Origin of the sequence: Dactylosporangium vinaceum (assembly GCF_019904175.1) — a bacterium.
GTDB lineage: Bacteria > Actinomycetota > Actinomycetes > Mycobacteriales > Micromonosporaceae > Dactylosporangium > Dactylosporangium vinaceum.
Genome location: NZ_CP061913.1, coordinates 10,283,263 through 10,305,258, shown reverse-complemented (window position 1 = coordinate 10,305,258; position 21,996 = coordinate 10,283,263). Strand labels below are relative to the sequence as shown.

Annotated in this window: 21 protein-coding genes and 2 tRNA genes; 16 read left to right on the top strand and 7 right to left on the bottom strand. The window is 69.5% G+C overall.

The window, feature by feature from the left end; translation table 11 throughout:
* Positions 1–36: 36 nt before the first annotated feature.
* From Dvina_RS46250 to Dvina_RS46240, 3 genes are read left to right on the top strand one after another with little or no spacing between them, the layout of a single operon-like run.
* The gene (locus Dvina_RS46250) at positions 37–966 is read left to right on the top strand and encodes an ABC transporter ATP-binding protein (protein WP_223097797.1); all 930 of its coding nucleotides are present in this window, start codon (positions 37–39) and stop codon (positions 964–966) included.
* A complete protein-coding gene (locus tag Dvina_RS46245; RefSeq protein WP_223097795.1) occupies positions 966–1,727 on the top strand; it encodes an ABC transporter permease in 762 nt (253 codons plus the stop codon). Before Dvina_RS46250 ends, Dvina_RS46245 begins: the two co-directional genes overlap by 1 nt.
* Before the next feature lie 18 nt (positions 1,728–1,745).
* Positions 1,746–2,537, top strand: a complete 792-nt coding sequence (locus tag Dvina_RS46240; RefSeq protein ID WP_380028645.1) for an ABC transporter permease — start codon at positions 1,746–1,748, stop codon at positions 2,535–2,537.
* A gap of 65 nt (positions 2,538–2,602) precedes the next feature.
* On the opposite strand, the gene Dvina_RS46235 is transcribed toward Dvina_RS46240, so the two are convergent.
* Complete coding sequence (locus Dvina_RS46235) at positions 2,603–3,127, bottom strand: Uma2 family endonuclease (protein ID WP_223097792.1); 525 nt, start codon at positions 3,125–3,127, stop codon at positions 2,603–2,605.
* 478 nt (positions 3,128–3,605) lie between these two features.
* Here Dvina_RS46235 and Dvina_RS46230 point away from each other — a divergent pair, with 478 nt between their 5' ends.
* The 7 genes from Dvina_RS46230 to Dvina_RS46200 all read left to right on the top strand — a co-directional run bounded on the left by Dvina_RS46230 (position 3,606) and on the right by Dvina_RS46200 (position 12,242).
* Positions 3,606–4,796: an ROK family transcriptional regulator gene (locus Dvina_RS46230; protein WP_223097790.1), complete on the top strand. Its 1,191-nt coding sequence runs from the start codon at positions 3,606–3,608 to the stop codon at positions 4,794–4,796.
* The gene (locus tag Dvina_RS46225) at positions 4,793–6,331 is read left to right on the top strand and encodes a sugar ABC transporter ATP-binding protein (protein ID WP_223097788.1); all 1,539 of its coding nucleotides are present in this window, start codon (positions 4,793–4,795) and stop codon (positions 6,329–6,331) included. Before Dvina_RS46230 ends, Dvina_RS46225 begins: the two co-directional genes overlap by 4 nt.
* Complete coding sequence (locus Dvina_RS46220; protein WP_223097786.1) at positions 6,328–7,368, top strand: ABC transporter permease; 1,041 nt, start codon at positions 6,328–6,330, stop codon at positions 7,366–7,368. The genes Dvina_RS46225 and Dvina_RS46220 overlap by 4 nt, the downstream gene beginning before the upstream one ends.
* Positions 7,369–7,450: 82 nt before the next feature.
* Positions 7,451–8,491, top strand: coding sequence for a substrate-binding domain-containing protein (locus Dvina_RS46215; RefSeq protein ID WP_223097784.1), 1,041 nt, complete (start codon positions 7,451–7,453; stop codon positions 8,489–8,491).
* 73 nt (positions 8,492–8,564) lie between these two features.
* Positions 8,565–9,701 carry a Gfo/Idh/MocA family protein gene (locus tag Dvina_RS46210; protein WP_223106099.1) on the top strand — a complete coding sequence of 379 codons (1,137 nt, stop codon included), beginning with the start codon at positions 8,565–8,567 and terminating at the stop codon, positions 9,699–9,701.
* Positions 9,698–10,879, top strand: a complete 1,182-nt coding sequence (xylA, locus tag Dvina_RS46205; protein ID WP_223097782.1) for a xylose isomerase — start codon at positions 9,698–9,700, stop codon at positions 10,877–10,879. The genes Dvina_RS46210 and xylA overlap by 4 nt, the downstream gene beginning before the upstream one ends.
* Positions 10,880–11,234: 355 nt before the next feature.
* Positions 11,235–12,242: a sugar phosphate isomerase/epimerase family protein gene (locus Dvina_RS46200; protein ID WP_223097780.1), complete on the top strand. Its 1,008-nt coding sequence runs from the start codon at positions 11,235–11,237 to the stop codon at positions 12,240–12,242.
* Between the two features lie 53 nt (positions 12,243–12,295).
* On the opposite strand, the gene Dvina_RS46195 is transcribed toward Dvina_RS46200, so the two are convergent.
* On the bottom strand, positions 12,296–12,622 hold the full coding sequence (locus Dvina_RS46195; RefSeq protein WP_246655768.1) for a hypothetical protein: 327 nt from the start codon (positions 12,620–12,622) through the stop codon (positions 12,296–12,298).
* 212 nt (positions 12,623–12,834) lie between these two features.
* Here Dvina_RS46195 and Dvina_RS46190 point away from each other — a divergent pair.
* Together Dvina_RS46190 and Dvina_RS46185 are read left to right on the top strand one after the other, a co-directional pair.
* Positions 12,835–12,907 (top strand) — tRNA-Asn (locus tag Dvina_RS46190).
* A gap of 101 nt (positions 12,908–13,008) precedes the next feature.
* Positions 13,009–13,082: transfer RNA gene (locus Dvina_RS46185), tRNA-Ile, on the top strand.
* Between the two features lie 264 nt (positions 13,083–13,346).
* Here the strand turns inward: Dvina_RS46185 and Dvina_RS46180 are convergent.
* From Dvina_RS46180 to Dvina_RS46170, 3 genes are all read right to left on the bottom strand, one after another.
* Entirely contained in the window at positions 13,347–13,901 is a 555-nt protein-coding gene (locus Dvina_RS46180) for a Uma2 family endonuclease (RefSeq protein ID WP_246655767.1), read from the bottom strand.
* Between the two features lie 681 nt (positions 13,902–14,582).
* The gene (locus Dvina_RS46175) at positions 14,583–14,726 is read right to left on the bottom strand and encodes a hypothetical protein (RefSeq protein WP_223097778.1); all 144 of its coding nucleotides are present in this window, start codon (positions 14,724–14,726) and stop codon (positions 14,583–14,585) included.
* 196 nt (positions 14,727–14,922) lie between these two features.
* The gene (locus Dvina_RS46170; RefSeq protein ID WP_223097776.1) at positions 14,923–15,201 is read right to left on the bottom strand and encodes a hypothetical protein; all 279 of its coding nucleotides are present in this window, start codon (positions 15,199–15,201) and stop codon (positions 14,923–14,925) included.
* A gap of 97 nt (positions 15,202–15,298) precedes the next feature.
* Between Dvina_RS46170 and Dvina_RS46165 the strand changes: the two genes are divergently transcribed.
* From Dvina_RS46165 to Dvina_RS46155, 3 genes are all read left to right on the top strand, one after another.
* Positions 15,299–17,014 (top strand): Hsp70 family protein, encoded by a 1,716-nt coding sequence (locus Dvina_RS46165; RefSeq protein ID WP_223097774.1) that lies wholly within the window; start codon positions 15,299–15,301, stop codon positions 17,012–17,014.
* A 301-nt stretch (positions 17,015–17,315) separates the two neighbouring features.
* Entirely contained in the window at positions 17,316–18,479 is a 1,164-nt protein-coding gene (locus Dvina_RS46160) for a M20 metallopeptidase family protein (RefSeq protein ID WP_223097772.1), read from the top strand.
* A 149-nt stretch (positions 18,480–18,628) separates the two neighbouring features.
* A complete protein-coding gene (locus tag Dvina_RS46155; RefSeq protein ID WP_246656675.1) occupies positions 18,629–19,246 on the top strand; it encodes a calcium-binding protein in 618 nt (205 codons plus the stop codon).
* Positions 19,247–19,589: 343 nt separating this feature from the next.
* Here Dvina_RS46155 and Dvina_RS46150 read toward each other — a convergent pair whose 3' ends face one another.
* Positions 19,590–20,351, bottom strand: a complete 762-nt coding sequence (locus Dvina_RS46150) for an SDR family NAD(P)-dependent oxidoreductase (protein WP_223097769.1) — start codon at positions 20,349–20,351, stop codon at positions 19,590–19,592.
* Positions 20,352–20,576: 225 nt separating this feature from the next.
* Here Dvina_RS46150 and Dvina_RS55885 point away from each other — a divergent pair, with 225 nt between their 5' ends.
* On the top strand, positions 20,577–20,819 hold the full coding sequence (locus Dvina_RS55885; RefSeq protein ID WP_380028566.1) for a CGNR zinc finger domain-containing protein: 243 nt from the start codon (positions 20,577–20,579) through the stop codon (positions 20,817–20,819).
* A gap of 77 nt (positions 20,820–20,896) precedes the next feature.
* Here the strand turns inward: Dvina_RS55885 and Dvina_RS46140 are convergent, their stop codons facing one another.
* Positions 20,897–21,838, bottom strand: a complete 942-nt coding sequence (locus tag Dvina_RS46140; RefSeq protein ID WP_223097766.1) for a cyclase family protein — start codon at positions 21,836–21,838, stop codon at positions 20,897–20,899.
* Positions 21,839–21,996 lie beyond the last annotated feature (158 nt).

The window sequence follows — 21,996 nt, the reverse complement described above, 5'->3', positions numbered from 1 at the left end:
CGTAAAACTGTCGTACCCCTCGGTTATGGTCGGGGCGTGGTGGACGACGGGGCATTGATCGCGGCAACTGGCCTGGTCAAACGATTCGGCGAATTTACGGCTGTCGATGGCATAGATGTGCGGGTGGCGCCCGGCGAGGCGTTCGGATTCCTGGGGCCCAACGGAGCCGGCAAGTCCTCGACGATGCGGATGATCGGGTGCGTGTCCCGCCCGACCGGCGGCAGCCTGCGCATTCTGGGCCTCGACGCGGCCCGCGACGGCCCGGCGATCCGGGCCCGGCTCGGCGTGTGCCCGCAGCTGGACACGCTCGACCCCGAGCTCACGGTGCTGGAAAACCTGGTCGTCTACGCGCGCTACTTCGGCATCCCGCGCCGGGTCGCCCGCGAACGGGCCCGGGAGCTGCTCGACTTCGTGCAGCTCACCGACCGCGCCGACGCCAAGGTCGAGCCGCTGTCCGGCGGCATGAAGCGCCGCCTGACGATCGCCCGCGCCCTGGTCAACGAGCCCGACCTCGTGCTGCTCGACGAGCCGACGACAGGCCTCGACCCGCAGGCCCGGCACCTGGTCTGGGAGCGGCTGTTCCGGCTCAAGCAGCGAGGCGTGACGCTGGTGCTCACCACGCACTACATGGACGAGGCCGAGCAGCTGTGCGACCGGCTCGTGGTGATGGACGGCGGCCGGATCGTGGCCGAGGGTGCGCCGCGCGAGCTCATCGAGCGGCACTCGACCCGCGAGGTCGTCGAGGTCCGCTTCGCCGCCGACGACGCCGACCTGGCCGGCAAGCTCGACGGGGTCGGCGAGCGGGTCGAGGCGCTGCCCGACCGCGTGCTCGTCTACACCCACGACGGCGACGGTGCCCTGGCCGAGATCGCCGCGCGGGGCCTCGCCCCGTCGAGCACGCTGGTGCGCCGCGGCTCGCTGGAAGACGTGTTCCTCCAGCTCACCGGCCGGACGTTGGTGGAGTGATGGGCACGCTCGCCGCGCTGGAGTATCACCTCGTGTCCTACCGGCGCACGTGGCGCTCCTCGGTGTTCAGCTCGTTCGCGCTGCCGGGGCTGTTCCTCGTCGCGATGGGGGTGACCGTCGGCGGCTATGTCGACGCGCGCCCGTCCGGCCTCGGCGCGCCGTACCTCGACTGGATCGGGCCGGGCCTGCTCGCCTCCACGGCCCTGCAGGTCGCCGTGGGCGACTCGACCTGGCCGGTGTTCTCGATGTTCAACTGGGTCCGCACCTACCACGCCATGCGCTCGACCCCGCTGAGCTCGGCCGCGATCCTGCGCGGGCACCTGGTGTTCCTGAGCCTGCGGATCGCGCTGAGCACGCTGGCGTTCCTGCTGGTGCTGCTGCCGTTCGGGGCGCTGCACTCGTGGTGGGCGCCGGCGACGTTCGGGCCGGCGGTGCTGACCGGCCTGGCCTTCGCCGCACCGACGTTCGCGTTCGCGTCGGTGGTGCCCAGCGACGGCTACTTCGCGGTGCTCTTCCGGCTGCTGGTCGTGCCGATGTCCCTGTTCGCGGGCGTCTTCTTCCCGGTCGAGGGGCTGCCGGCGGCGGCCCGCGCGCTGGCCTACGCCTCGCCGCTGTGGCACGGCGTGGAGCTCTGCCGCGCGGCGACGCTCGGCACCGCGACGGCCTGGGGCGCCTGGACCCACGTGGCGGTTCTGGTGGCGTACATCGCGGTCGGTTACGCGCTGGCGGTCCGCAGTTTCACCCGGCGGCTGGAGGACTGAACGTTGGTCACGACTGCGATGTACCGGCGCATGGAGCGCCCGGCGCAAGGCGCGCTCTCCGTCACGGGCCGCAATCTCGCCGCCGCCCGGCACGTGGCCTACTGGATCGTGCTGCTGTCGGGCTTCTTCGAGCCGCTGCTCTACCTGCTCTCCATCGGCGTCGGCGTGGGCCGGCTCATCGGCGACGTACCGCTCACCGACGGCCGCCTGGTCTCCTACGCCCAGTTCGTGGCCCCGGCGACCCTCGCCGCCTCCGCCATGACCGGCGCCCTGGCCGAGACCATCATGAACTTCTACGGCAAGTTGAAGTTCATGAAGCTCTACGATGCCACCCTGGCCACCCCGGTCACGCCGCTGCAGCTGGCCGGCGGCGAACTGCTCTGGGCCATGCTGCGCGGCAGCTTCTACTCGGCCGCCTTCCTGGCCGTCATGGTCGCCCTCCACCTCACGTCCGCGGCCTGGGCCCTGGCCGCCTTCCCGGCCGCGGTGCTCGTGGGCTTCGCCTTCGGCGGCCTGGGGATGGCCCTGTCGACCCTGCTGCGCTCGTGGCAGGACTTCGACTACGTGAACGTGGGGCAGTTCGCCCTGTTCCTGTTCAGCGGCACCTTCGCCCCGCCCGGCTCCTACCCGCTCGCGGCCCGCGTCCTCATCGAACTGACGCCGCTGTATCACGGGGTCGAGCTGGTGCGCGGGTTGTGCCTCGGCGCTCTCGGATGGCCGCTGGTGTGGCACGCGGGCTATCTGGCGGCGCTGACGGTCGGGGGGCTTTGGCTGGCGAGCCGGCGGTTGGGGAAGCTGCTGTTGAGCTGACTTGAGGTGGGCTCGGCTGCGGCCACGGCAAGCGGTGTCGGTCGAGCCGGAGTTTGTTTCCGCGCCTACGACAGGACGGGGACTTCGCCGGCGAGCAGGGCTTCCAGGGGCACCTTGCCGTACTCGACGTAACGGCCGTCCTCGAGGCGGAACTGGACCACACCTTCGTCGGGCTCGACTCGCCAGAAGAAGGGTATTCCGGCCTCAGCGTATTCGATCGGCTTGAGCCAGCGATCCATGCGCTCCGAGCCCTTGGAAACGATCTCTACTGCGAGCGTGACGACGGCTCGGTCCAGCCAGACCGTGTCGTCATCGACAGGCGCTTTTGTGACAACGAGGTCGGGGATTCGGCCATTGAGATTGTCGTCGGCCGTCTGGACCCCGGGTGCCGCATTCACACGGTCGCCATAGGCGTTGAGTAGCCACGCGCCCATCAGCATGCTGCTTCGCTGGTGACGCCACGGGCCGGGTGGCATGACGACGAGATTCCCCTCGCTCAACTCGAACCGGTGGCTGCTGTCGGCTTCGGCGAGGCGGGTGACGTCGGCGAGTGTGAGTGGCCGGTTGGGCAGGTTCGATGCGACCGTCATGCGCCCATCCATTTTCAGTCGCCTCATCGCACTCGCCGGAGCTTCTCCGGCCGTTGGATAAATATAGGGCCATATGGCCGTCCCAAGCAATGCCTATGGTCGTCGAGTGGTTTGACATAGCGCGCGGTCTGGGCGGCACGGCTGGGTATGGCGCGCTCACCCAGCGTGCGTCGGGGAATTTGCCGGGCGGTTTGTCCGCGTTTGTTGGTCGGGTCCCGTTGTTGGGAAAGGCGGCCTGAGCTGCTAATACAGCCTTATTTTTCAATCCTCACTAACTTCCGCTGAGATCAGCAAAAGTTTGGTAACGGAGGGCAGAAGGTCTAGACGGGCTGGGTTGGTGGGGCCTAGAGTCCCTTCGCAACACGGGTGTAACGCGGGCCACACAGGTCGGCAACCCGGGGACTTCTGGCGGTGTGGTGGTGTTGCCGCATGTCGCGGTGCGCCCAGGCAACTGCGGCCCGATGAGGGGGTGCCTTCGATGAACACGGTCAGCGCCATCGACAATCCGGTGCAGTCGCGCCTGCTGCGGTTGTTGCGGGACACCGGGGCGTTGTCGCGGGCCGAGCTCGCCGACCGGCTCGAGGTGCCGCGGCCGCGGCTGTTGGCCGATCTCGACTCGCTCGTCGCCACGGGGCTCATCCGGGAGGCCGGGCCCGCGGCCAGCCGGGGCGGGCGGCGCTCCACGCTCGTCGAGCTCAACCCGGGGCTGCGGTTCGCCGCTGTGGACCTGGGGGCGAGCTCGATCGACGTCGAGATCACCGATGGGCGGCTGGAGCCGATCGCGGCGTACGGGGAGCCGGCCGACATCCGGTCCGGGCCCAAGGTGATCCTGCAGCGGGTCAACGAGATCCTGCACAAGTTCCGGGTCGACGGCGCCTACGAGCGGCTCAACGCGATAGGTATCGGGGTGCCCGGGCCGGTCAGCTTCCGCGACGGGGTGCCGGTGTCGCCGCCGATCATGCCGGGGTGGGACCGGTTCCCGGTGCGGGAGGTGCTCGGGCGCGAGCACAACTGCCCGGTCGTCGTGGACAACGACGTGAACATCATGAGCATCGGCGAGCGCTACGGCGGCGTCGCGCACTCGGTGGACAACCTGCTCTTCCTCAAGGTGGGTACCGGCATCGGCTGCGGCATCTACCTCAACGGCGAGGTGTACCGGGGCACTGACGGCTGCGCCGGAGACATCGGGCACATCCAGGTCGACTCGCACGGGCCGGTGTGCTCGTGCGGCAACGTCGGCTGCCTGGAGGCGCTGTTCGGTGGCGGCGCGCTGGCCCGGGACGCGACGGCGGCCGCGCGCAGCGGTGCGTCGCCGGCGCTGGCTGACCGGCTCTCGGCCAACGGGTCGGTGAACGCCAAGGACGTCGCCGACGGCGCGGCCGAGGGTGACGTCACCTGCATCCGGCTCATCCGCGACGGCGGGCGGCGGGTCGGCGGGGTGCTCGCCGGGCTTGTCAGCTTCATCAACCCGTCGATGATCGTGATCGGCGGCGGGCTGGCCGGGCTCGGGCACATCCTGCTCGCCGAGATCCGCAGCGTGGTGTACCGGCGCTCGCTGCCCCTGGCGACCGGCAACCTGCCGGTCGTCCTGTCCGAGCTCGGCCCCCGCGCCGGCGTCGTCGGCGCCGCGGTGCTGGCCAGCGAACTCGCATATGGGCGGCCATCATGACTGACGACATCGTCCTGCGACTGACCGACGTGGTGAAGACCTTCCCGGGTGTACGCGCACTTGACGGCGTGCAGCTGGAAGTCCGCCGGGGCGAGGTGCACTGCCTGCTCGGGCAGAACGGCGCCGGCAAGTCGACGCTCATCAAGATCCTGTCCGGCGCGCACACCCCGGACTCGGGCGAGATCCTGTGGCTGGGCGAGCCGGTGCGCTTCGCGAGCCCGCAGACGGCCATGAAGGCCGGGATCGCCACCATCTACCAGGAGCTCGACCTGGTCGACGGGCTCAGCGTCGCCGAGAACATGTACCTCGGCCACGAGCCCAGCAGCGGAGGGTTCGTCGCCCGCCGGGCCATGCGCAAGGGCGCCGCCGCGATCCTGGCCCGCCTGGGCCACCCCGAGATCCCGGTCGCCCGCGAGGTCGGCAAGCTGCCCGCCGCGGCGAAGCAGATCGTGAGCATGGGCCGGGCGCTGTCGCGGGAGGCGCGGCTGCTCATCATGGACGAGCCCAGCGCGGTGCTGGCCCACGACGAGGTGCAGAACCTGTTCCGCATCGTGCGCGGGCTGACCGAGCAGGGCATCGCGGTCATCTACATCTCCCACCGCCTCGACGAGATCCGCGAGATCGGCGACCGGGTGACGGTGCTCAAGGACGGGCGCACGACGGCCGCGAACCTCGACGCCAAGACCACGCCGAACCGCGAGCTGGTGAGCCGGATGACCGGGCGCACCATCGAGTACGTCTTCCCGGAGCGCCCGCCGGCCAGGACCGGCAGCCCGGTGCTCCTGCACGTGGACGGGCTGACGCTGCCGGGCCGCTTCGCGGACGTGTCCCTGAAGGTCCACAGTGGAGAGATCGTGGGCATCACCGGGCTCGTCGGCTCAGGCCGCTCCGAGGTGCTCGAGTCCATCTACGGTGCTCGGCGGGCCTCTGCCGGTACCGTCGAAATGCTTGGCAAGAAGCTTCGCAAGGGCAGCGTCAACGCGGCGGTGCGGGCCGGCATCGGCATGGCGCCGGAGGAGCGCAAGAGCCAGGCGCTGCTGCTCGGCGAGCCGATCTACCGCAACGTGACACTTGCCGGCTTCACGCGCTTCGCCCGCGGCGGGTTCACCGACGCCGGCCGCGAGCGCGCCGCCGCCGAAGAGGTCACCCGCGGCCTGGACCTGCGCCCGGCCGACGTCCGCCGCCCGGTGCGCACGCTCTCCGGCGGCAACCAGCAGAAGGTCGTCGTCGGGCGCTGGCTGCTCGGCGGGACGAAGCTGCTGCTGCTCGACGAGCCGACCCGCGGCGTCGACGTGGGCGCGCGGGCCGAGCTGTACCAGGTCATCCGCAGGCTCGCCGACGAGGGTGTCGGCGTGCTGCTCGTGTCGAGCGAGGTGCCCGAGGTCCTCGGCCTGGCCGACCGCGTGCTTGTCATGCGCGAGGGCCGGGTCGTGCGGGAGGCGCCCGCCGGCGAGCTCGACGAAGACACCGTCCTCGACCTGGTCATGGCCGGGTCGCTGCTGGAGAGCATCACCCCCGAAGGGACAGCCGTATGAGCACCGCCACGGAACCGGTGGACGTTCACGACCCGCCCCGCGCGGCCGCCCCGGGCTTCTGGCACCGGGAGGGCGCCGACAACACCAAGCGCAACCTGGCCCTGATCGGCGTACTGCTCCTGCTGCTGGTCATCGGCGCGATCACGAAGCCCGACATCTTCCTCGACGCCGAGCGGCTGTGGAGCAACGAGCTCACGGTGTTGACCCAGGCCTCGAGCATCGGCGTCCTCACGATCGGCATGACGTTCGTGATGATCAGCGGCGGCATCGACCTGTCGGTCGGCGCGCTGCTGGCCCTGGCCAGCGTCTGGTGCACGACCGTCGCGACCCAGAGCTACGGCGCGTTCAGCATGATCTTCGCCGCGCTGGCCGTCGGTGCGTGCGCGGGCCTCATCAACGGGGGCCTGATCGCCTACGGCCGGCTGGTCCCCTTCATCGCCACCCTCGCCATGATGCTGTCGGCCCGCGGCCTCGCCCAGAGCATCTCGGGCTCGCAGACCCAGATCAACCACGACGCGTTCATCAACGGGTTTGCCACGACAAAATTCGCGGGGGTACCCGTGGTCGCCATCATTTTCCTGATGGTGGTCGTGCTCGGCTGGATCCTGCTCAACCGCACGACGTTCGGCCGGCGCACGGTCGCCATCGGCGGCAACGCCGAGGCCGCCCGCCTGGCCGGCATCAACGTCCGGCTCCACACCGTGCTGCTCTACGTGCTGTCCGGGCTCTGCTGCGGCATCGCCGCCCTGATCGTGGTCTCGCAGACGACCTCCGGCAGCAACACCCACGGCGATCTCTACGAGCTCGACGCGATCGCCGCCGCCATCATCGGCGGCACGGCACTGACCGGCGGCCGCGGCACCATCGTCGGCTCCCTGCTCGGCGTGCTCATCTTCACGCAGATCACGAACCTGTTCGTCATCAACAACCTGCAGCTCGACCTGCAGCGGATCATCAAGGGCGGCATCATCGTCGTCGCCGTGCTGATCCAGGCGTTCCCGGTCATCTCGATCTGGCGCCGCCGAAAAACCTCCTAGCCAATTCTCGATGAGCGACCGTCCACCCCGGGACGGCCGTGCTGATCAGCACACCCAAAAACACCCCCAGATGGAGGTCGTGATGACCGACGTTTCCCGCCGCCGGATGCTATTCGGCGGGGCCGCCCTCGGCGCCGGCGCGCTGCTTGCCGCCTGCACATCGAATGACACCAAGGACAGCGCACCGCAGACCAACACCAAGGAGAACGCCGCCAGCGAGGCTCCCGGCAAGGCGGTCACGATCGGCTTCTCCGCCCCGGCCGCCGACCACGGCTGGATCGGCGCCATCACCGCCAACGCCAAGGCCCAGGCCGCGAAGTTCTCCGACGTGACCCTCAAGGTCGTCGACGCCGGTAAGGACGCCCCGGCCCAGATCGCCGCGCTGGAGACCCTGATCGCCGGCAAGCCCGACGCGATCGTGCTGCTCCCGCAGGACGGCGCCCAGCTCACCGCGGTCGGCAAGAAGGCCATGGACGCCGGCATCATCGTCATCAACCTCGACCGCGAGTTCTCCGACTCGGCTGCGTCGTTCAGCCTCATCAAGGGCGACAACTACGGCATGGGCGTGGCCGCCGGGCACTACGTCGGCGAGAAGCTCAAGGGCAAGACCGACGCCGTCATCGGCGAGATCCCCGGCATCGACGAGCTCCAGCTGACCAAGGACCGCTCGAAGGGCTTCGCCGACACGCTCAAGACCTACGGGCTGAGCGTCAAGCACCGCGTCGCGGCCGGCTTCACGGTCCAGACCGGCCAGTCCGCCGCGGCCAACCTGCTGCAAGCCGCACCGAAGCTCGACGCCGTGTGGAACCACGACGACGACCAGGGCGTCGGCGTCCTCGCCGCGATCCAGCAGGCCGGGCGCAAGGAGTTCTTCATGGTCGGCGGGGCCGGCTCGCGCGACGCCATGGACCACATCAAGAACGGCGACACGGTGCTCACGGCGACCGTCACCTACCCGCCGTCGATGGCCTCGTCGGCGATCATCCTGGCCCGGCTGGCCGCGCAGGGCAAGGGCATGGGCGACCTGGTCGAGCTGCAGGTGCCGAAGCTGATCGTGCTGCAGTCGGAGACGATCACGAAGGACAACGTCGACAAGTACCTGCCGCTCGGCTTCAAGTCCTGATTCATCGGTACTTCGGCAACGTCGGCTTTGAGGAGAGGAACCGCCAGTGTCCAGTCAGGAGCTGCGCGTCGGCATGGTCGGATACGCGTTCATGGGCGCCGCGCATTCCCAGGCGTGGCGCACCGTGAACCGGGTCTTCGACCTGCCCGCGCGGGCCAGCATGGTCGCCGTCTGCGGTCGTGACGAGGCCAAGGTGGCCGCGGCCGCGGCCCGGCTCGGCTGGGCCGAGGCGGTCACCGACTGGCGCGAGCTGATCGCCCGGGACGACATCGACGTCATCGACGTGTGCACTCCGGGCGACAGCCACGCCGAGATCGCGATCGCCGCGCTGGAGGCGGGCAAGCACGTGCTCTGCGAGAAGCCGCTCGCCAACACCGTCGACGAGGCCCGCGCGATGGTCGCCGCGGCGGCCAAGGCCCGGGCCGCGGGCGTGCGCTCGGCGTGCGGCTTCAACTACCGCCGCGTGCCGGCCGTCAGCCTCATGCACAACCTGATCGCGGCCGGGCGGATCGGCGCGGTCCGCCACGTCCGCGCCGTCTACCTCCAGGACTGGATCACCGATCCGCAGTTTCCGCTGGTGTGGCGGCTGCAGAAGGAGAAGGCCGGCTCCGGCGCGCTCGGCGACATCGGCGCGCACATCATCGACCTGACCCAGTTCGTCACCGGCCAGCGCATCACCGGCGTGACGGGGCTTACCGAAACGTTCATCAAGGAACGCCCCCTGGTGTCCGACTCGAGCGGGCTCTCCGCCTCGGCCGGTCAGGCCACGGGCGAGGTCACCGTCGACGATGCCGCGCTGTTCATCGCGCGGCTCGACGGCGGAGCGGTGGCCACCTACGAGGCGTCGCGGTTCGCCACCGGCCGCAAGAACGCGCTGCGGGTCGAGGTCAACGGGGAGAACGGATCGCTGGCGTTCGATCTCGAGCGGCTCAACGAGCTCGAGTTCTACGACGCCACGCGGCCCACGGCCGAGCAGGGCTGGTCGCGCATCCTGGTGACCGAGGGCGAGCACCCGTACCTGGGTGCCTGGTGGCCCCCGGGGCACATCATCGGCTACGAGCACAGCTTCACCCACGAGATGCGCGACTTCATCGAGGCGGTCGCGACGGGGGCCGATCCCACGCCGTCGTTCGAGGACGCGCTGCAGGTGCAGCTGGTGCTCGACGCGGTGGCCCGCTCCGACGCGTCCTGGGTGAGTGTGGCGACATGAGCGATGACCCGTTCGTGCCCACTCCGGCCGACCGGTTCTCGTTCGGGCTGTGGACGGTGGGCTGGCAGGCCCAGGACGTCTTCGGCTCGGCGTCGCGCCCGGCCCTCGACCCCGTCGAGACCGTGCACCGGCTGGCCGAGCTGGGGGCGTACGGCGTCAGCTTCCACGACGACGACCTGATCCCGTTCGGCAGCGACGAAACCGTGCGGGACAAGGTCGTGGCCCGGTTCCGCGAGGCCCTGGACACCACCGGGCTCGTCGTGTCGATGGCGACCACAAACCTGTTCGGGCACCCGGTCTTCAAGGACGGGGCGTTCACCGCCAACGATCGGGCCGTACGGCGCTACGCGTTGCAGAAGGTGCTGCGCAACATCGACCTCGCGGCCGAGCTGGGTGCGCCGACCTATGTGCTGTGGGGTGGCCGCGAGGGAGCCGAGTCCGGGGCGGGCAAGCAGATGCGGGCCGCCCTGGACCGGTACCGCGAGGCCATCAACGCCATCTGTGCCTATATCCGGCAGCAGGGGTACGACATCCGCCTCGCCATCGAGCCGAAGCCCAACGAGCCGCGCGGCGACATCCTGCTGCCCACCATCGGCCACGCGCTCGCGCTCATCTCGACCCTCGACGAGCCGTCCCGGGTCGGGCTCAACCCGGAGGTCGGGCACGAGGAGATGGCCGGCCTGAACTTCGCGCACGGCATCGCCCAGGCGCTGTGGCACGGGAAGCTGTTCCACATCGACCTCAACGGGCAGCACGGGCCGCGGTTCGACCAGGACCTGCGCTTCGGCGCGGGCAACCTGCGCGGCGCCTTCTGGACCGTCGACACGCTGGAGAACAGCTCCGGCTACCCGACCGCCTACGCCGGACCGCGCCACTTCGACTACAAACCGCCGCGCACCGAGGACGCCGCCGGTGTCTGGGGCACCGCGGCGGCCTGCATGCGCAACTACCTGATCCTGCGCGAGAAGGTCCGCACCTTCCGCGACGACCCCGAGGTGTCAGCCGCACTGGCGGCCGCGCGGGTCGATGAGCTTTCGGTGCCGACGCTGTTGCCGGGGGAGACCCTGGAGCAGCTGCGGGCCGAACAGATCGACATCGAGGCGGTCGCCGCGCGCGGCATGGCGTTCGAGCGCCTCGACCAGCTGGCCATGGAGCACCTTCTGGGTATCCGCGGCTGAACTCGCTTCTCTCGCCCCGGTTGCGAGGGCCCGTCCGCGGTTGCGCCCCGCGGACGGGGATACCGGGGCAGGAGGGGTTGCTTCATGCGGCGACCTGATCGGCTGCGCTCGTCGGCCTGGGCGGGGGAGGGGCCGAGACGCCGACCGGCTCCTCCTTCGGGGCCCGCCCGCCCGGATGTTCCCTGCGTACGCACTGCCCGGCCGGCGACGCCGACGCCTGTCGGGCCAGGTGCGGGCGTTGTCCGGGCGGGCGGGAAACCACTAGGATTGCTCGTGTGGGGGCGCAACCCACCTGCTTCTCGTACTGTTCACAGGTTTCCCTCGCGCCTGGACCCTTCATCCGGAGGACTGCAGCATGGCGCGTCCAATCACGCTCTTCACCGGCCAGTGGGCCGACCTCCCGTTCGAGGAAGTCTGCCGGCTCGCATCCGAGTGGGGGTACGACGGCCTCGAGATCGCCTGCTGGGGCGACCACTTCGAGGTCGACAAGGCCCTCGCCGACGAGTCCTATGTGGACCGGAAGCGCGAGACGCTCGCAAAGTACAACCTGAACGTCTGGGCCATCTCCAACCACCTGGTGGGCCAGGCCGTCTGCGACCACCCGATCGACCAACGCCACCAGGGCATCCTGCCCGCGCGCATCTGGGGCGACGGCTCGCCCGAGGGCGTCCGGCAGCGGGCCGCCGAGGACATCAAGGACACCGCGCGGGCCGCGCGCAAGCTCGGTGTCGACGTCGTGATCGGGTTCACGGGCTCGTCCATCTGGCACACGCTTGCGATGTTTCCGCCGGTACCCCCGGAAATGATCGAAGCGGGATATCAGGACTTCGCGGACCGGTGGAACCCCATCCTCGACGTGTTCGACGAGGTAGGCGTCCGGTTCGCCCACGAGGTCCACCCGAGCGAGATCGCGTACGACTACTGGACCACCAAGCGCACCCTCGAGGCGATCGGCCACCGCGAGGCGTTCGGCCTCAACTGGGACCCGTCACACTTCGTGTGGCAGGAGCTCGACCCGGTGAACTTCATCTTCGACTTCGCCGACCGCATCTACCACGTCGACTGCAAGGACGCGAAGGTCCGCACCGGCGACGGCCGCCGCGGCCGGCTGGCCTCGCACCTGCCCTGGGCCGACATGCGCCGCGGCTGGGACTTCGTCTCCACCGGCCACGGCGACGTGCCCTGGGAGGACTGCTTCCGGGCGTTGAACGCGATCGGGTACGGCGGCCCCATCTCGATCGAGTGGGAGGACGCCGGCATGGACCGCCTGGTCGGGGCGCCCGAGGCCCTGCAGTTCGTCCGCCGCCTGGCGTTCGACGCCCCGTCGGCCGCCTTCGACGCGGCGTTCTCGTCGTCGTCCTGAACGCTGTAAAGGCCGGTCCCAGTCGGGGCCGGCCTTTACGCTTTCGGGCGATTTTAGAAGCTTGTCCCCGATGAGGGGGTGCTCGTAGTCGCGTAGTCCCGCTCGATCTCGGGCGTGCCCGACGTCTTGTTCAGGAACCGCTGGCCGACCTCGGTCTCCGCGAGCTTGCTGTTCGCCAGCTTGTCGGTGACCTTCGTCTTGCCCTCGCTGTAGAGCCGCGTCGCCTGCTCCTGGACAACCCCGGCCGCTTCCTGGACCGTCGGGCTCTCCTTGATCTTCAGAGCAGTAGCCTTGAGCTCTTCATACTTCTCCCGACCAGCCCGGGACCCGAGCACAAAGCCCGCGGCCAGACCGCCGAGGAACAGTAGCTTGCCGCGCATAGCGACGACCTCCCTCTCAGCGGCGCTCGGTCATCGGTACAGAGGTGCGCCGCCTGTCTCGTAATACCCGTCCATCGTCGTCCCGACACATGGATCTTGCCCCCGTTGCTCCGCCGCGGTACCCGAATGGGGATACCCGGTGGCGGAGACCCCCGGGTTCGTGCTGTACTCTTTCCCGGTCGCCCTCGCACGACACGGGGGGCGAAGAACGATCCCGCGTAGCTCAATTGGCAGAGCAGCCGGCTGTTAACCGGCAGGTTATAGGTTCGAGTCCTATCGCGGGAGCATTCAGGGCCTCTTCGGAGGCCTTTTTTCTCGTCCCCGACCATGCGGGCCGGTCGCGGGGCGGCATTGGACTTGCGCGGCTCGGTAAGCTTGCGACGCTCGGGGCGGTAGCTCAGCAGGTTAGAGCTGGGGACTCATAATCCCTTGGTCGCGGGTTCGAGTCCCGCCCGCCCCACTGCAACATTGCGCCGTTGGCGCGGCGGGGAAGGCTTCGCCTCCACCCGCACCCCCGCATGATCCGCGCCACCGGCGTGGGGCCACAAGGGGCTGAGCTCAGCCCCGCCGCCTGCCGCTCGGTGGTGGCCCCTCCGGCGACGGCGTGGTTCAGGTAGCCTCGGGCGGCTTGAGCCGATCACCGAGGCGCCGCAGCATCGGTCGGCGTCCGAACTACGCTCGTCGTCTGCGGATGGCTCGCAGGTCTGTCGCCCAGAGGAGCAGGCTAGTCGTCCAGGTGCTCGGCGGGTGCTGTGTTGAGCACCCAGGCCAGCGGCATCGTTGCGTGCGGGTGGTACTCGCCGGTGTCAAGTCGGTGCATCGTCACCGTCTGCGGCGCGTCCTGGTCGACGGTCCAGTACCGCGGAATGCCGGCCGCCGCATATTCGCGTCGCTTGGTCACAAGGTCGACACCCTCGGAGCCCGGCGAGACGATCTCGACCACCAGCAGGACGTCGGCAACAGGGAGCCAGATACCGTCGGCCTGCGCCTTGCTCCACACGACGAGGTCGGGGATACGCCCACCTTCGCCACCGGCCCGGCCGACGATGCGCAGACCGACCGCTTGAGCAATCCGCCCCGCTGGTATGCCTGCCGCCAGAAGCCAGCCCATCAGCCGAGTCGCAATGATTGCGTGGGCATACCCGGGCGGCGGCATGATCGACAAGACCCCTTCGGGACTGATCTCGTACCGATGGTGACCGTCCGCGGTCATCATCGCGCTAAGATCATCGAGCGTCACGACTGAAGGCATATGCCTCCCGACGGCCTCAGCGCTCATGTTTGGCATGTTACCGCCCTGCCGACCTGAGGGGGATGCCTGCGGTGCGCCGCCGCGAACAGCTCAAACATGCTTCCAAGCTCGCGCCGGCAACTGTGATCGACCGGTTCGCATCGGGCAACGTCCGCTCGACTGTCATTCCTGCTCGCGTCGCTCGCGCCGGGGAGACTTCGTCTCCAGCCGAACCCCCTCATAGGCCGCGCCCCGCCCTGCCGGGCCGTGAGAGGTGGGCTGGCTGCGCCTTCGGCGCGGCCGGGGAGCTTCGCTTCACCGCCGTCTCCACCACGGCATCACCAGCGCGCTCGAGGACGGCGGAGCCCACGGCCCGTACGGCCGCGCTGGGGTCTGCTGAGTTGATGTCACCCGCGGGTCCTGCCGATCGTCCGCCTTGCCTGCGCTGCGCAGGCTCAGCCGGCCCGTCGACGCCGGTGTGCCAGCGTCCTTGAGCCGCTTGTCGTCACCCTGCCTACGGGGTATGACACTTTTCGGCCCGTTTGGATGGCTCCCCTACCTCCGAGGTCAGAGTCTCCGCCGACGACAGACGTCGCCTGCTACCGGCTCGCCTAGTCCTCCCAGCCGCGGCAGGGGAACTGCACTTTCACGCGGCGGCGGTGGGGGAGGGGTCGATCAGGTTGTGCACCTCGCCGCCGCCGCGTGGCGCGGCGCCCGGGGTCACCGCAGTCAGAGCTGCGGCTCGCCGCTCGGCCAGGAGACGGTGCCGTTGTCGTTGTGTACCGGCGGTTTGATGCCGGCCGCGTCCGCGAGCTGGTTCAGGTGAGGGTCGTACTCCGGCTGCGCCCGGTTGAAGTCGGGGGTGTGATTCATTGCGAGAACCGCGACCCCGTCCGGGTTGAGCAGCGAGACGAGCGGCCACGTAGAGGGCGGCGGAGTGTCGGGAAACTCGACGGAGCCGGCATCCGGGCCTGGGGTGCGCGAGCTGTTGATTCGGATGATCACCCGAGCCGCGCTGTGTGCGCTGTTCCGTTGCCGGCCGCATCCGCCGCTGGTGGTCCCGGGCCGCTCAGTGTGGGCTCGCGGCGGCGCCCGGGTCTGCTTCCATTTCGCCGGCGACCGCTTCTTCGTTGAGAGCTTGCAGTCTTGCGCGTTCTTCCTTGCTGTTCACCAGCGTGTTCAGCGAAAGCACAGGGCCGAAATGGACCTTTGGTATGCGGTGCCGCCCGAGCGCGCGGGCGTGGCTGAGCAGATCGCTCGCTGCCTCCGGGGGCGGCCCGCGATTGATTTCGTACTGCGAGCCGTCTGGGCGGGCGGTCAGCCGGGACCTCGCCAGTTGCGGGCGCAATTGCGCATTGAGCAGGCCAGCCGTCGGTGGATATCGGACGCGGGGGTCACAGGTTCGGCTGATTTCGACGTACCAGACGCCCCTTTAAGGTGAACGGGTGTACCGGCTGAGTATCGACTTCGGCACCTCCACAACCGTCGCCATGCTCGGTACGCCCGACGGGCGGATCCGGCCGCTGTTGTTCGATGCGTCGCCGCTGCTGCCGTCGGCGGTTCTGGCGCAGGATGAAGGGCTGCTGGTCGGCGGGGACGCGCAGCGGGCGGCGGTTGGTGCGCCGGGGGCGTTCGAGGCGAATCCAAAGCGGCGCATCGACGACGGGGTGATCTGGCTCGGGGAGCGCGAGTACGCAGTGCCGGAGGTGATTGCGGCCGTTTTCGAGCGGGTCGCGGTCGAGTGTGTGCGGGTGGCAGGGCGGCCCGCGGCTGCGGTGGTGCTTACGCATCCGGCGGCATGGGCGCAAACCAGGCTCGCGGTGCTCGCCGATGCGGCCGCGCGGGCCAGGCTCGGGCCGGTGTCGTTCGTGGCCGAACCGGTCGCGGCGGCACAGTACTTTGCGAGTGTCTTGCAAGGTGGCACCGCGCCGGGTCGGTCGCTGGTGGTCTATGACTTGGGCGCGGGCACGTTCGACGTCACCGTCATGCGGCAGGGTGCCGGTGGCTTCGAGGTGGCGGCCAGCGATGGGCTGCCCGATGTCGGTGGCTTGGATCTGGACGCGGCGGTTGTCGCTCACGCCCAGCAGTTGACGTCCGGCGCGGCGGATGCGTGGCAGCGTCTCAACTGGCCGCAGACGCCGGCCGACCAGCAGGCCCGGCAGACGCTGTGGCTGGGCGCCCGTGCGGTCAAGGAGCAGCTGTCGCGGCACGCTACCGGCGATCTGCAGCTGCCGCTGGTCGACAAGCGGCTGCACCTGACGAGGCACGAGTTTGAGGAGGCGGCCCGGCCGTACCTCGAACGGACGGCGGCGCTCACCCTGCAGGTGTTGCGCACCGCAGCCGTTTCGCCGGAGAGCATCGGTGCGGTGCTGCTCGTCGGCGGCTCGTCGCGGGTGCCGTTGGCGTCCACTTTGCTGCATCGCACGCTGAGGATCGCGCCGACGGTCATCGACCAGCCTGAACTTGTGGTGGCCGAGGGCGCTCTGCACCGCCCTGCCGTCACCCGAATGCCGCACCGGCCCTCGGCCCCGCCGGCCGGTGCGCCACCTCCTCACCGCGGACCCACCACCGCCCCAGCGGTACCAGCTCCAGGCTCGGCTCCTGCACAGGGACCGGTGTCGGGGCAAGGACCGGCACCAGTACCACCGATGGATGGGCGCACAGCTGCCAGCAACCTGCCGGTGGCACCATCAGGTAAGAGCCGCAACAAATCTGTTGCGCTGCTCGCCGGTGTGGCGGCCCTACTCTTGGTGGTCATCGTTGTCGGTGCGATCTGGCGGCCGTGGCAGTCGAAGACGGGCGGTAGCGACAACTCCACATCCGGCAGCCCGGCCGCAATCTTGACGCAGTACATAGACGCGCGGTTCAAGACGCACAACGCGCAGTTGGCCCAACGCCTGCAGTGCACCGCCCCGCAGTTGTCCGCCGTCGACGACCTTGTCAACACCCTCGAACAACGGGAGGCTCAGTTCGGTGTCACCATCACTGTCGACACCGCCAACCTGAACGCGACAGTCGACGGTACCAATGCCGAGGTCACGAGCGATCTGACGCTCAGCACCACGACCAGAGGCCAACTTCAGACGGCGATCGAACATTGGAGGTTCGACCTCGTCCAGGCCAGCGGCTGGCATGTCTGCAGCGCGGAGCGCTCCTCGTAGGCCTTCGTGCGGGACTCAGCTCGCAAGGCCACGCCGAGTTTGGTGAGCGATCGGCGGCAGATCCGGATGGCTGAGACGTTCCGGCATCGCCGCTGCGCGCAACCTGGCCGACCTTCACGGCGAGCTCGTGATGGCCCTTGACGTGCACGGCGATGACCGGCTGGCCGCACAGGTCGGTCGCGGCAGCCGAGCTCCGCGGGTCATCATCGGATCATGCCAGTCGGTGGTGGGGACAACCCTGCCGAGGGTTCGGGGGTTGGCCGGTCTGTGCTTCCGGCAGCCGTGGGGCACGCTGAGGCGCATGTCGATCACCCGTCGCGCCGTGCTCGGCGCCTCGCTCATCCCGTTCGTGGGCATCGGTAACAGCCGCGATACCGGGGATCTCATCGCGCTGCGCCGGGACTTGCACGCCCATCCGGAACTGGCTGGGCAGGAGGTGTACACCTCGGGCGTCGTTGCGCAGCGCCTGCGGGCCGCGGGGCTTGACGTGACGACCGGCGTCGGTGGGCACGGTGTCGTCGGCGTGCTGCACGGGGCTCGCCGGGGCCGGACCGTCGCCTATCGGGCGGACATGGATGCGGTACCGCCGCAGGGTCAGATCAATGGCGGACCCGACCCGGCTCACGTCTGCGGACACGACATCCACACCACCGTGGGCATCGGCGTGGCCGAGGCGCTGTCGCGGCGCCGCCGGGCCCTCGAGGGCACGTTCGTGTTCGTGTTCCAGCCGGGTGAGGAGGCGTTGACCGGGGCCACGTCAATGCTTGCCGACCACGTCCTGGACCGCACCCGCCCGGCCGAGATCCACGCGCTGCACTGCATGGCGCTGCCGGTCGGTACCTGTGCCGTCATGCCCGGCTACGGACTGCCCGGCCAGGACCACGCCACGATCACGGCGGCCGACCCCGACGCCGCCCAGTCGCTGGCCGCCGCCGTCAACGCGCTCGGCACCGTCGCCCCGCTGCGCAGCCCGGCGCAGATCGAACAGCTCGTCACCGACCTGCAGACGCAGGACGGCCCGCTCGCCGAGTTCGTGTACATGAACGCATCGACCGCCGGCAGCGAGGTGCGGGTCTCGTACCGCTGCTGGCCCGAGAGCCGCTACACCGCCGTCCGGCAGGAGCTCCAGCGGCTCGCCGGCCCGGCCCCGGTCACCTACGCCGGCGAGCCGTTCCCCGCGGTCGTCAACAACGAGCGCCTCGCCCGCGCCGAGGGCCGGCAGCTGCCCCGGACCGTCATGCGGCTGCACGCCTCGGTCCCGTTCAACGGCGACGACTTCGCCGTGTTCCTCCGGCAGATCCCCGGGACATACAGCTTCCTGGGGGTACGCCGCCCAGGCGCGTCGATCGAGACGAGCTACCCGCACTTCGGCGGCTTCGACCCGGACGAGCGCGCCATCGCCCACGGCGTGCGGGCCATGTCGGGCTGGCTCGCCTACCGCGGCAGCGCAAGTCCATCCGAGTAGGAGTGCCACAGGTCTGTAAGCGTCGAAGTACCTGGAGCGTTGCTCAGGGTCGCGCTCTCATAGGGTGACGCAGCTGAGAGGAGCTCGACATGTTCCCCGGTCTTCGACGAATTGTCCTACGCCTAGCGCCGCCTCTTCTCGCGGTGACCATGGTCGTCGTTTCCGGCCCGCCCGCGGCGTGGTCGACCCCGACTCCGCAAGCCATTGTCGACTGCTTCGGGCACCCCATCAATCCGCTCACGGTCATCTACGCCAGCGCCGCCGGCGTCCCCAACGGCTCCGACCCCGCCGACGGCTACGAGGTCAACGGCACCAGCGGCGATGACGTCATCATCGGCTCGCCCGGCCCCGACACCATCCGCGGCAACGGCGGGAAGGACGTCATCTGCGGTGAAGCCGGCGACGACGAAATCTCCGCCAACGGCACCGTCGACTTCCAGGACTATGTCTCCATCGACGGCGGCGATGGTAACGACAGCATCAGCGGCAGCCCGAACGGCGACGTCATCTACGGCGGCAAAGGCGACGACCTCATCCTTGGCTTTGACGGCGACGACGACATCCACGGCCAACTCGGCGCGGACATCCTCAGCGGCAACGGCGGTGCCGACACGATTTGGTGCGGCGACGGCGCCGACAATCACGTCAACATCCACACGGTGACCGGCAACGCTGGCGACTACGCGGACGGCGGCTATGAAGGACCGTTCGGCATTGACCCCGTGCTCACCGGCACCGGCTGTGAAGACGTCATCAACATCCCATGACCGAAGCTTCGCCGGTCCCCGCGGGGCGGGTACCGGCGATCACGCAGGGGTCGCGCGGCGGCGTATTCCACCGCTTCGGTTTGGTTGCGGCTCGGCCGTCGCACGAACGCGCCGTCAGGGTTCACGGTCGACGCCCGTAACGGTGCGTTTGGCCTGGGCGAGAGCTCCAGGCTGGTCGTCCAGGTGGCGGCATCGTTGCGGGGAGTTGGTACTCGCCGGCGTCGGGGCGATGCATGGTGACCGTCTGCGGCGCGTCCTGGTCGACGGTCCAGTCCTGCGGAATGCCGGCCGCGCATAATCGCCGGGGGTGGGGCGCCCGGGGCTGAGTAGTCCTACCCGACGTCTACCACTGGCTGCCGTCGGGGCGGATCAGTACCTCGCTCATGACGACGCGTGCCGGTCGGGTGACGACGTGGGTGATGGTGTCGGCGATGTCTTCGGCCTGCAGCAGGGTGGCGTTCGCGAACGCTTCCTTGCCGGCCTCCAGGATTTCGGGGCGGATATGTGTGAACAGTTCGGTGGCGACCGGGCCGGGCTCGATGAGCGCGACGCGGACGTGGCGGCCCGTGACTTCCTGCCGTAGAGCTTCGCTGAACGCTCCGACGCCGTGCTTGGTCAGGCTGTAGACCGCGGATCCGGCGATCGGGACGCGGCCGGCCAGGGAGCTGATGTTGACGATGTCGGCGGTGCCCCGGGGGCCCTCGGCGGCGGACAGCAGGTGCGGCAGTGCGGCGTGCGTGGTGTAGAGCAGGCCCTGCACATTGACCGCGATCATGCGGTCCCATTCCTCCACCGGGGCACTGTCGGCCGGGCCGAGCAGCATGATGCCGGCGTTGTTGACCAGGATCCCCAGGCTGTTGAAGGCGGCGACGGTCTGGTCGACCGCGGCAGTGGCCTGCAGCCGGTCGGTGATGTCGGCTTCGATCGCCAGCGCGACGCCACCGCTGCTGTGGATGCGCCCGACGAGTTCGTCGAGGCGGTCCTTGCGCCGGGCCACCAGGGCCACGTTGGCGCCTTGAGCGGCCAGCGACAGCGCGGTGGCGGCACCGATACCGCCGCTTGCTCCGGTGACAAGAGCGGTAGTGCCGGTCAGTGGGGTGCTCATGGGTTCCTCCGGTGGGCCGAGCAGACCCACCAGACCCCGCCCCAGATCACGATCACCGGCGGCGATCTCGCCCCGCTTCGGCAGCTACGCAGCCGCGTCCGGGGCTGGCTGACGAGCGAAGCCGGGGACCCTACGCCGTACCCACTGCAAGCCGATGTCTCGTTCCGCGCCGGCGCACCGTCCTACCGGCCCGGTGGCGGCGGCGCCGCCGCTGTCGCCTCACTGGTGTGCCTCGAGGCGTTATTGGCGTCCCATGTGGGCATACTGGGCCGGCTGAAAGTCTGCACGAATCCGTCCTGTGGCGCGGCGTTCTACGATCTGTCACGCAACAGCACCCGGGTCTGGCACGACATGAAAACCTGCGGCAACACGATGAATCTCCGCGCATCCCGGGCGCGGCGCCGGAGCACCACGCAGCTCCGGCAGACGACAGCGGGCACCGAACCCTCACCCGGGCCCCCGCACTGACTCGGTATGCGGATGCCGAAATGCCGGTCGAGCTGCCCGAACCGTGCCTCAGGTCCAGGCACTGGGCGGACGGCCGGTCAGAAGGTGGCGATCGGGTTGACCGGGCTGCCTGAGGTGCCGGCGAAGCGGATCGGGGCCACGGCGAGCTGGAAGTCCCACTGGCCCAGTTCGGCTGCCGTCTCGGCGCAGGCTTCGAGGTCGCAGTTGTCGAGCAGCCACAGGCCCATGGCGACAAGGGCCACGGAGTGGACCGGCATCAGGATGTCGGGGTAGCCGGACGGCTGGACGTCCTGGGGTGTGTCGGCGCCGATCAGGGCGGCGCTGCGCTCGTGCAGCCAGGGTAGGCAGGAGGCGTGCCAGCCGGACTGCGTGAAGCCGGTCGAGGGGCCGGACTCGTGGCGGGTGCGGCCGTGGCCGGTTCGGAGGAGTACTGCGTCGCCTGGCCTCACCCGGACGCCCTGGCGCTGCTCGGCGGCTTCCAGGTCGGCGGGGACGACGGGCTGGGCCGGGGCGAGCCGTGGTACGTCGTGGACGGCGGCGATGTCCAGTAGGACGCCGCGGGTGACGATGCCGTTCGCGGCGGCTGTCACGGCGGCCCAGGAGGAGCCGGTTTCGGGGGAGACGAGGGTGTGCGGGCGGCCGTTGTACGTCAGGCCGTCCCAGAAGATGTGGCAGGGCGAGTCGAGGTGCGTGATGGTGTTGCCGTGGAAGGTGAGGGCCAGCCGCTCGGTCGAGAAGCCCCAGCGGCGGTCGTTGCGGAACGTCGGGGACGGCATGTGCTCGGCGCCCGGCATGTCGGCGGCGCACGGGCAGGTCGTCGTCGAGCGCTCCAGCTCCTGCGGCCCGGCCACCTCCCACGCACACGACACGCTCCGGCCGTGACGGACGGAGCGGGCCGCGGCCAAGCGAACCTCGTCGGTGATGTGGTTGAGCGTCCCGAGTTGGTCGTCGTCGCCCCAGCGGCCCCAGTTCGACAGCGTGTCGAAGTAGCCCAGGACCTCGTCCTGCGTCGCGGTCATCGAAGCACCGTATCGCGGTACCCAAAAAGATAAATGCGGTTAAAAGTCACTTAACGCCCATAACCGCCGTTGGTGTGCTGAGGACCGAAGAACATGGCCACAGCTGGAGGCACATTGAAGGCGCAGAGCAGGCGACGGTGGAGCGCGGCGGCAGCAGC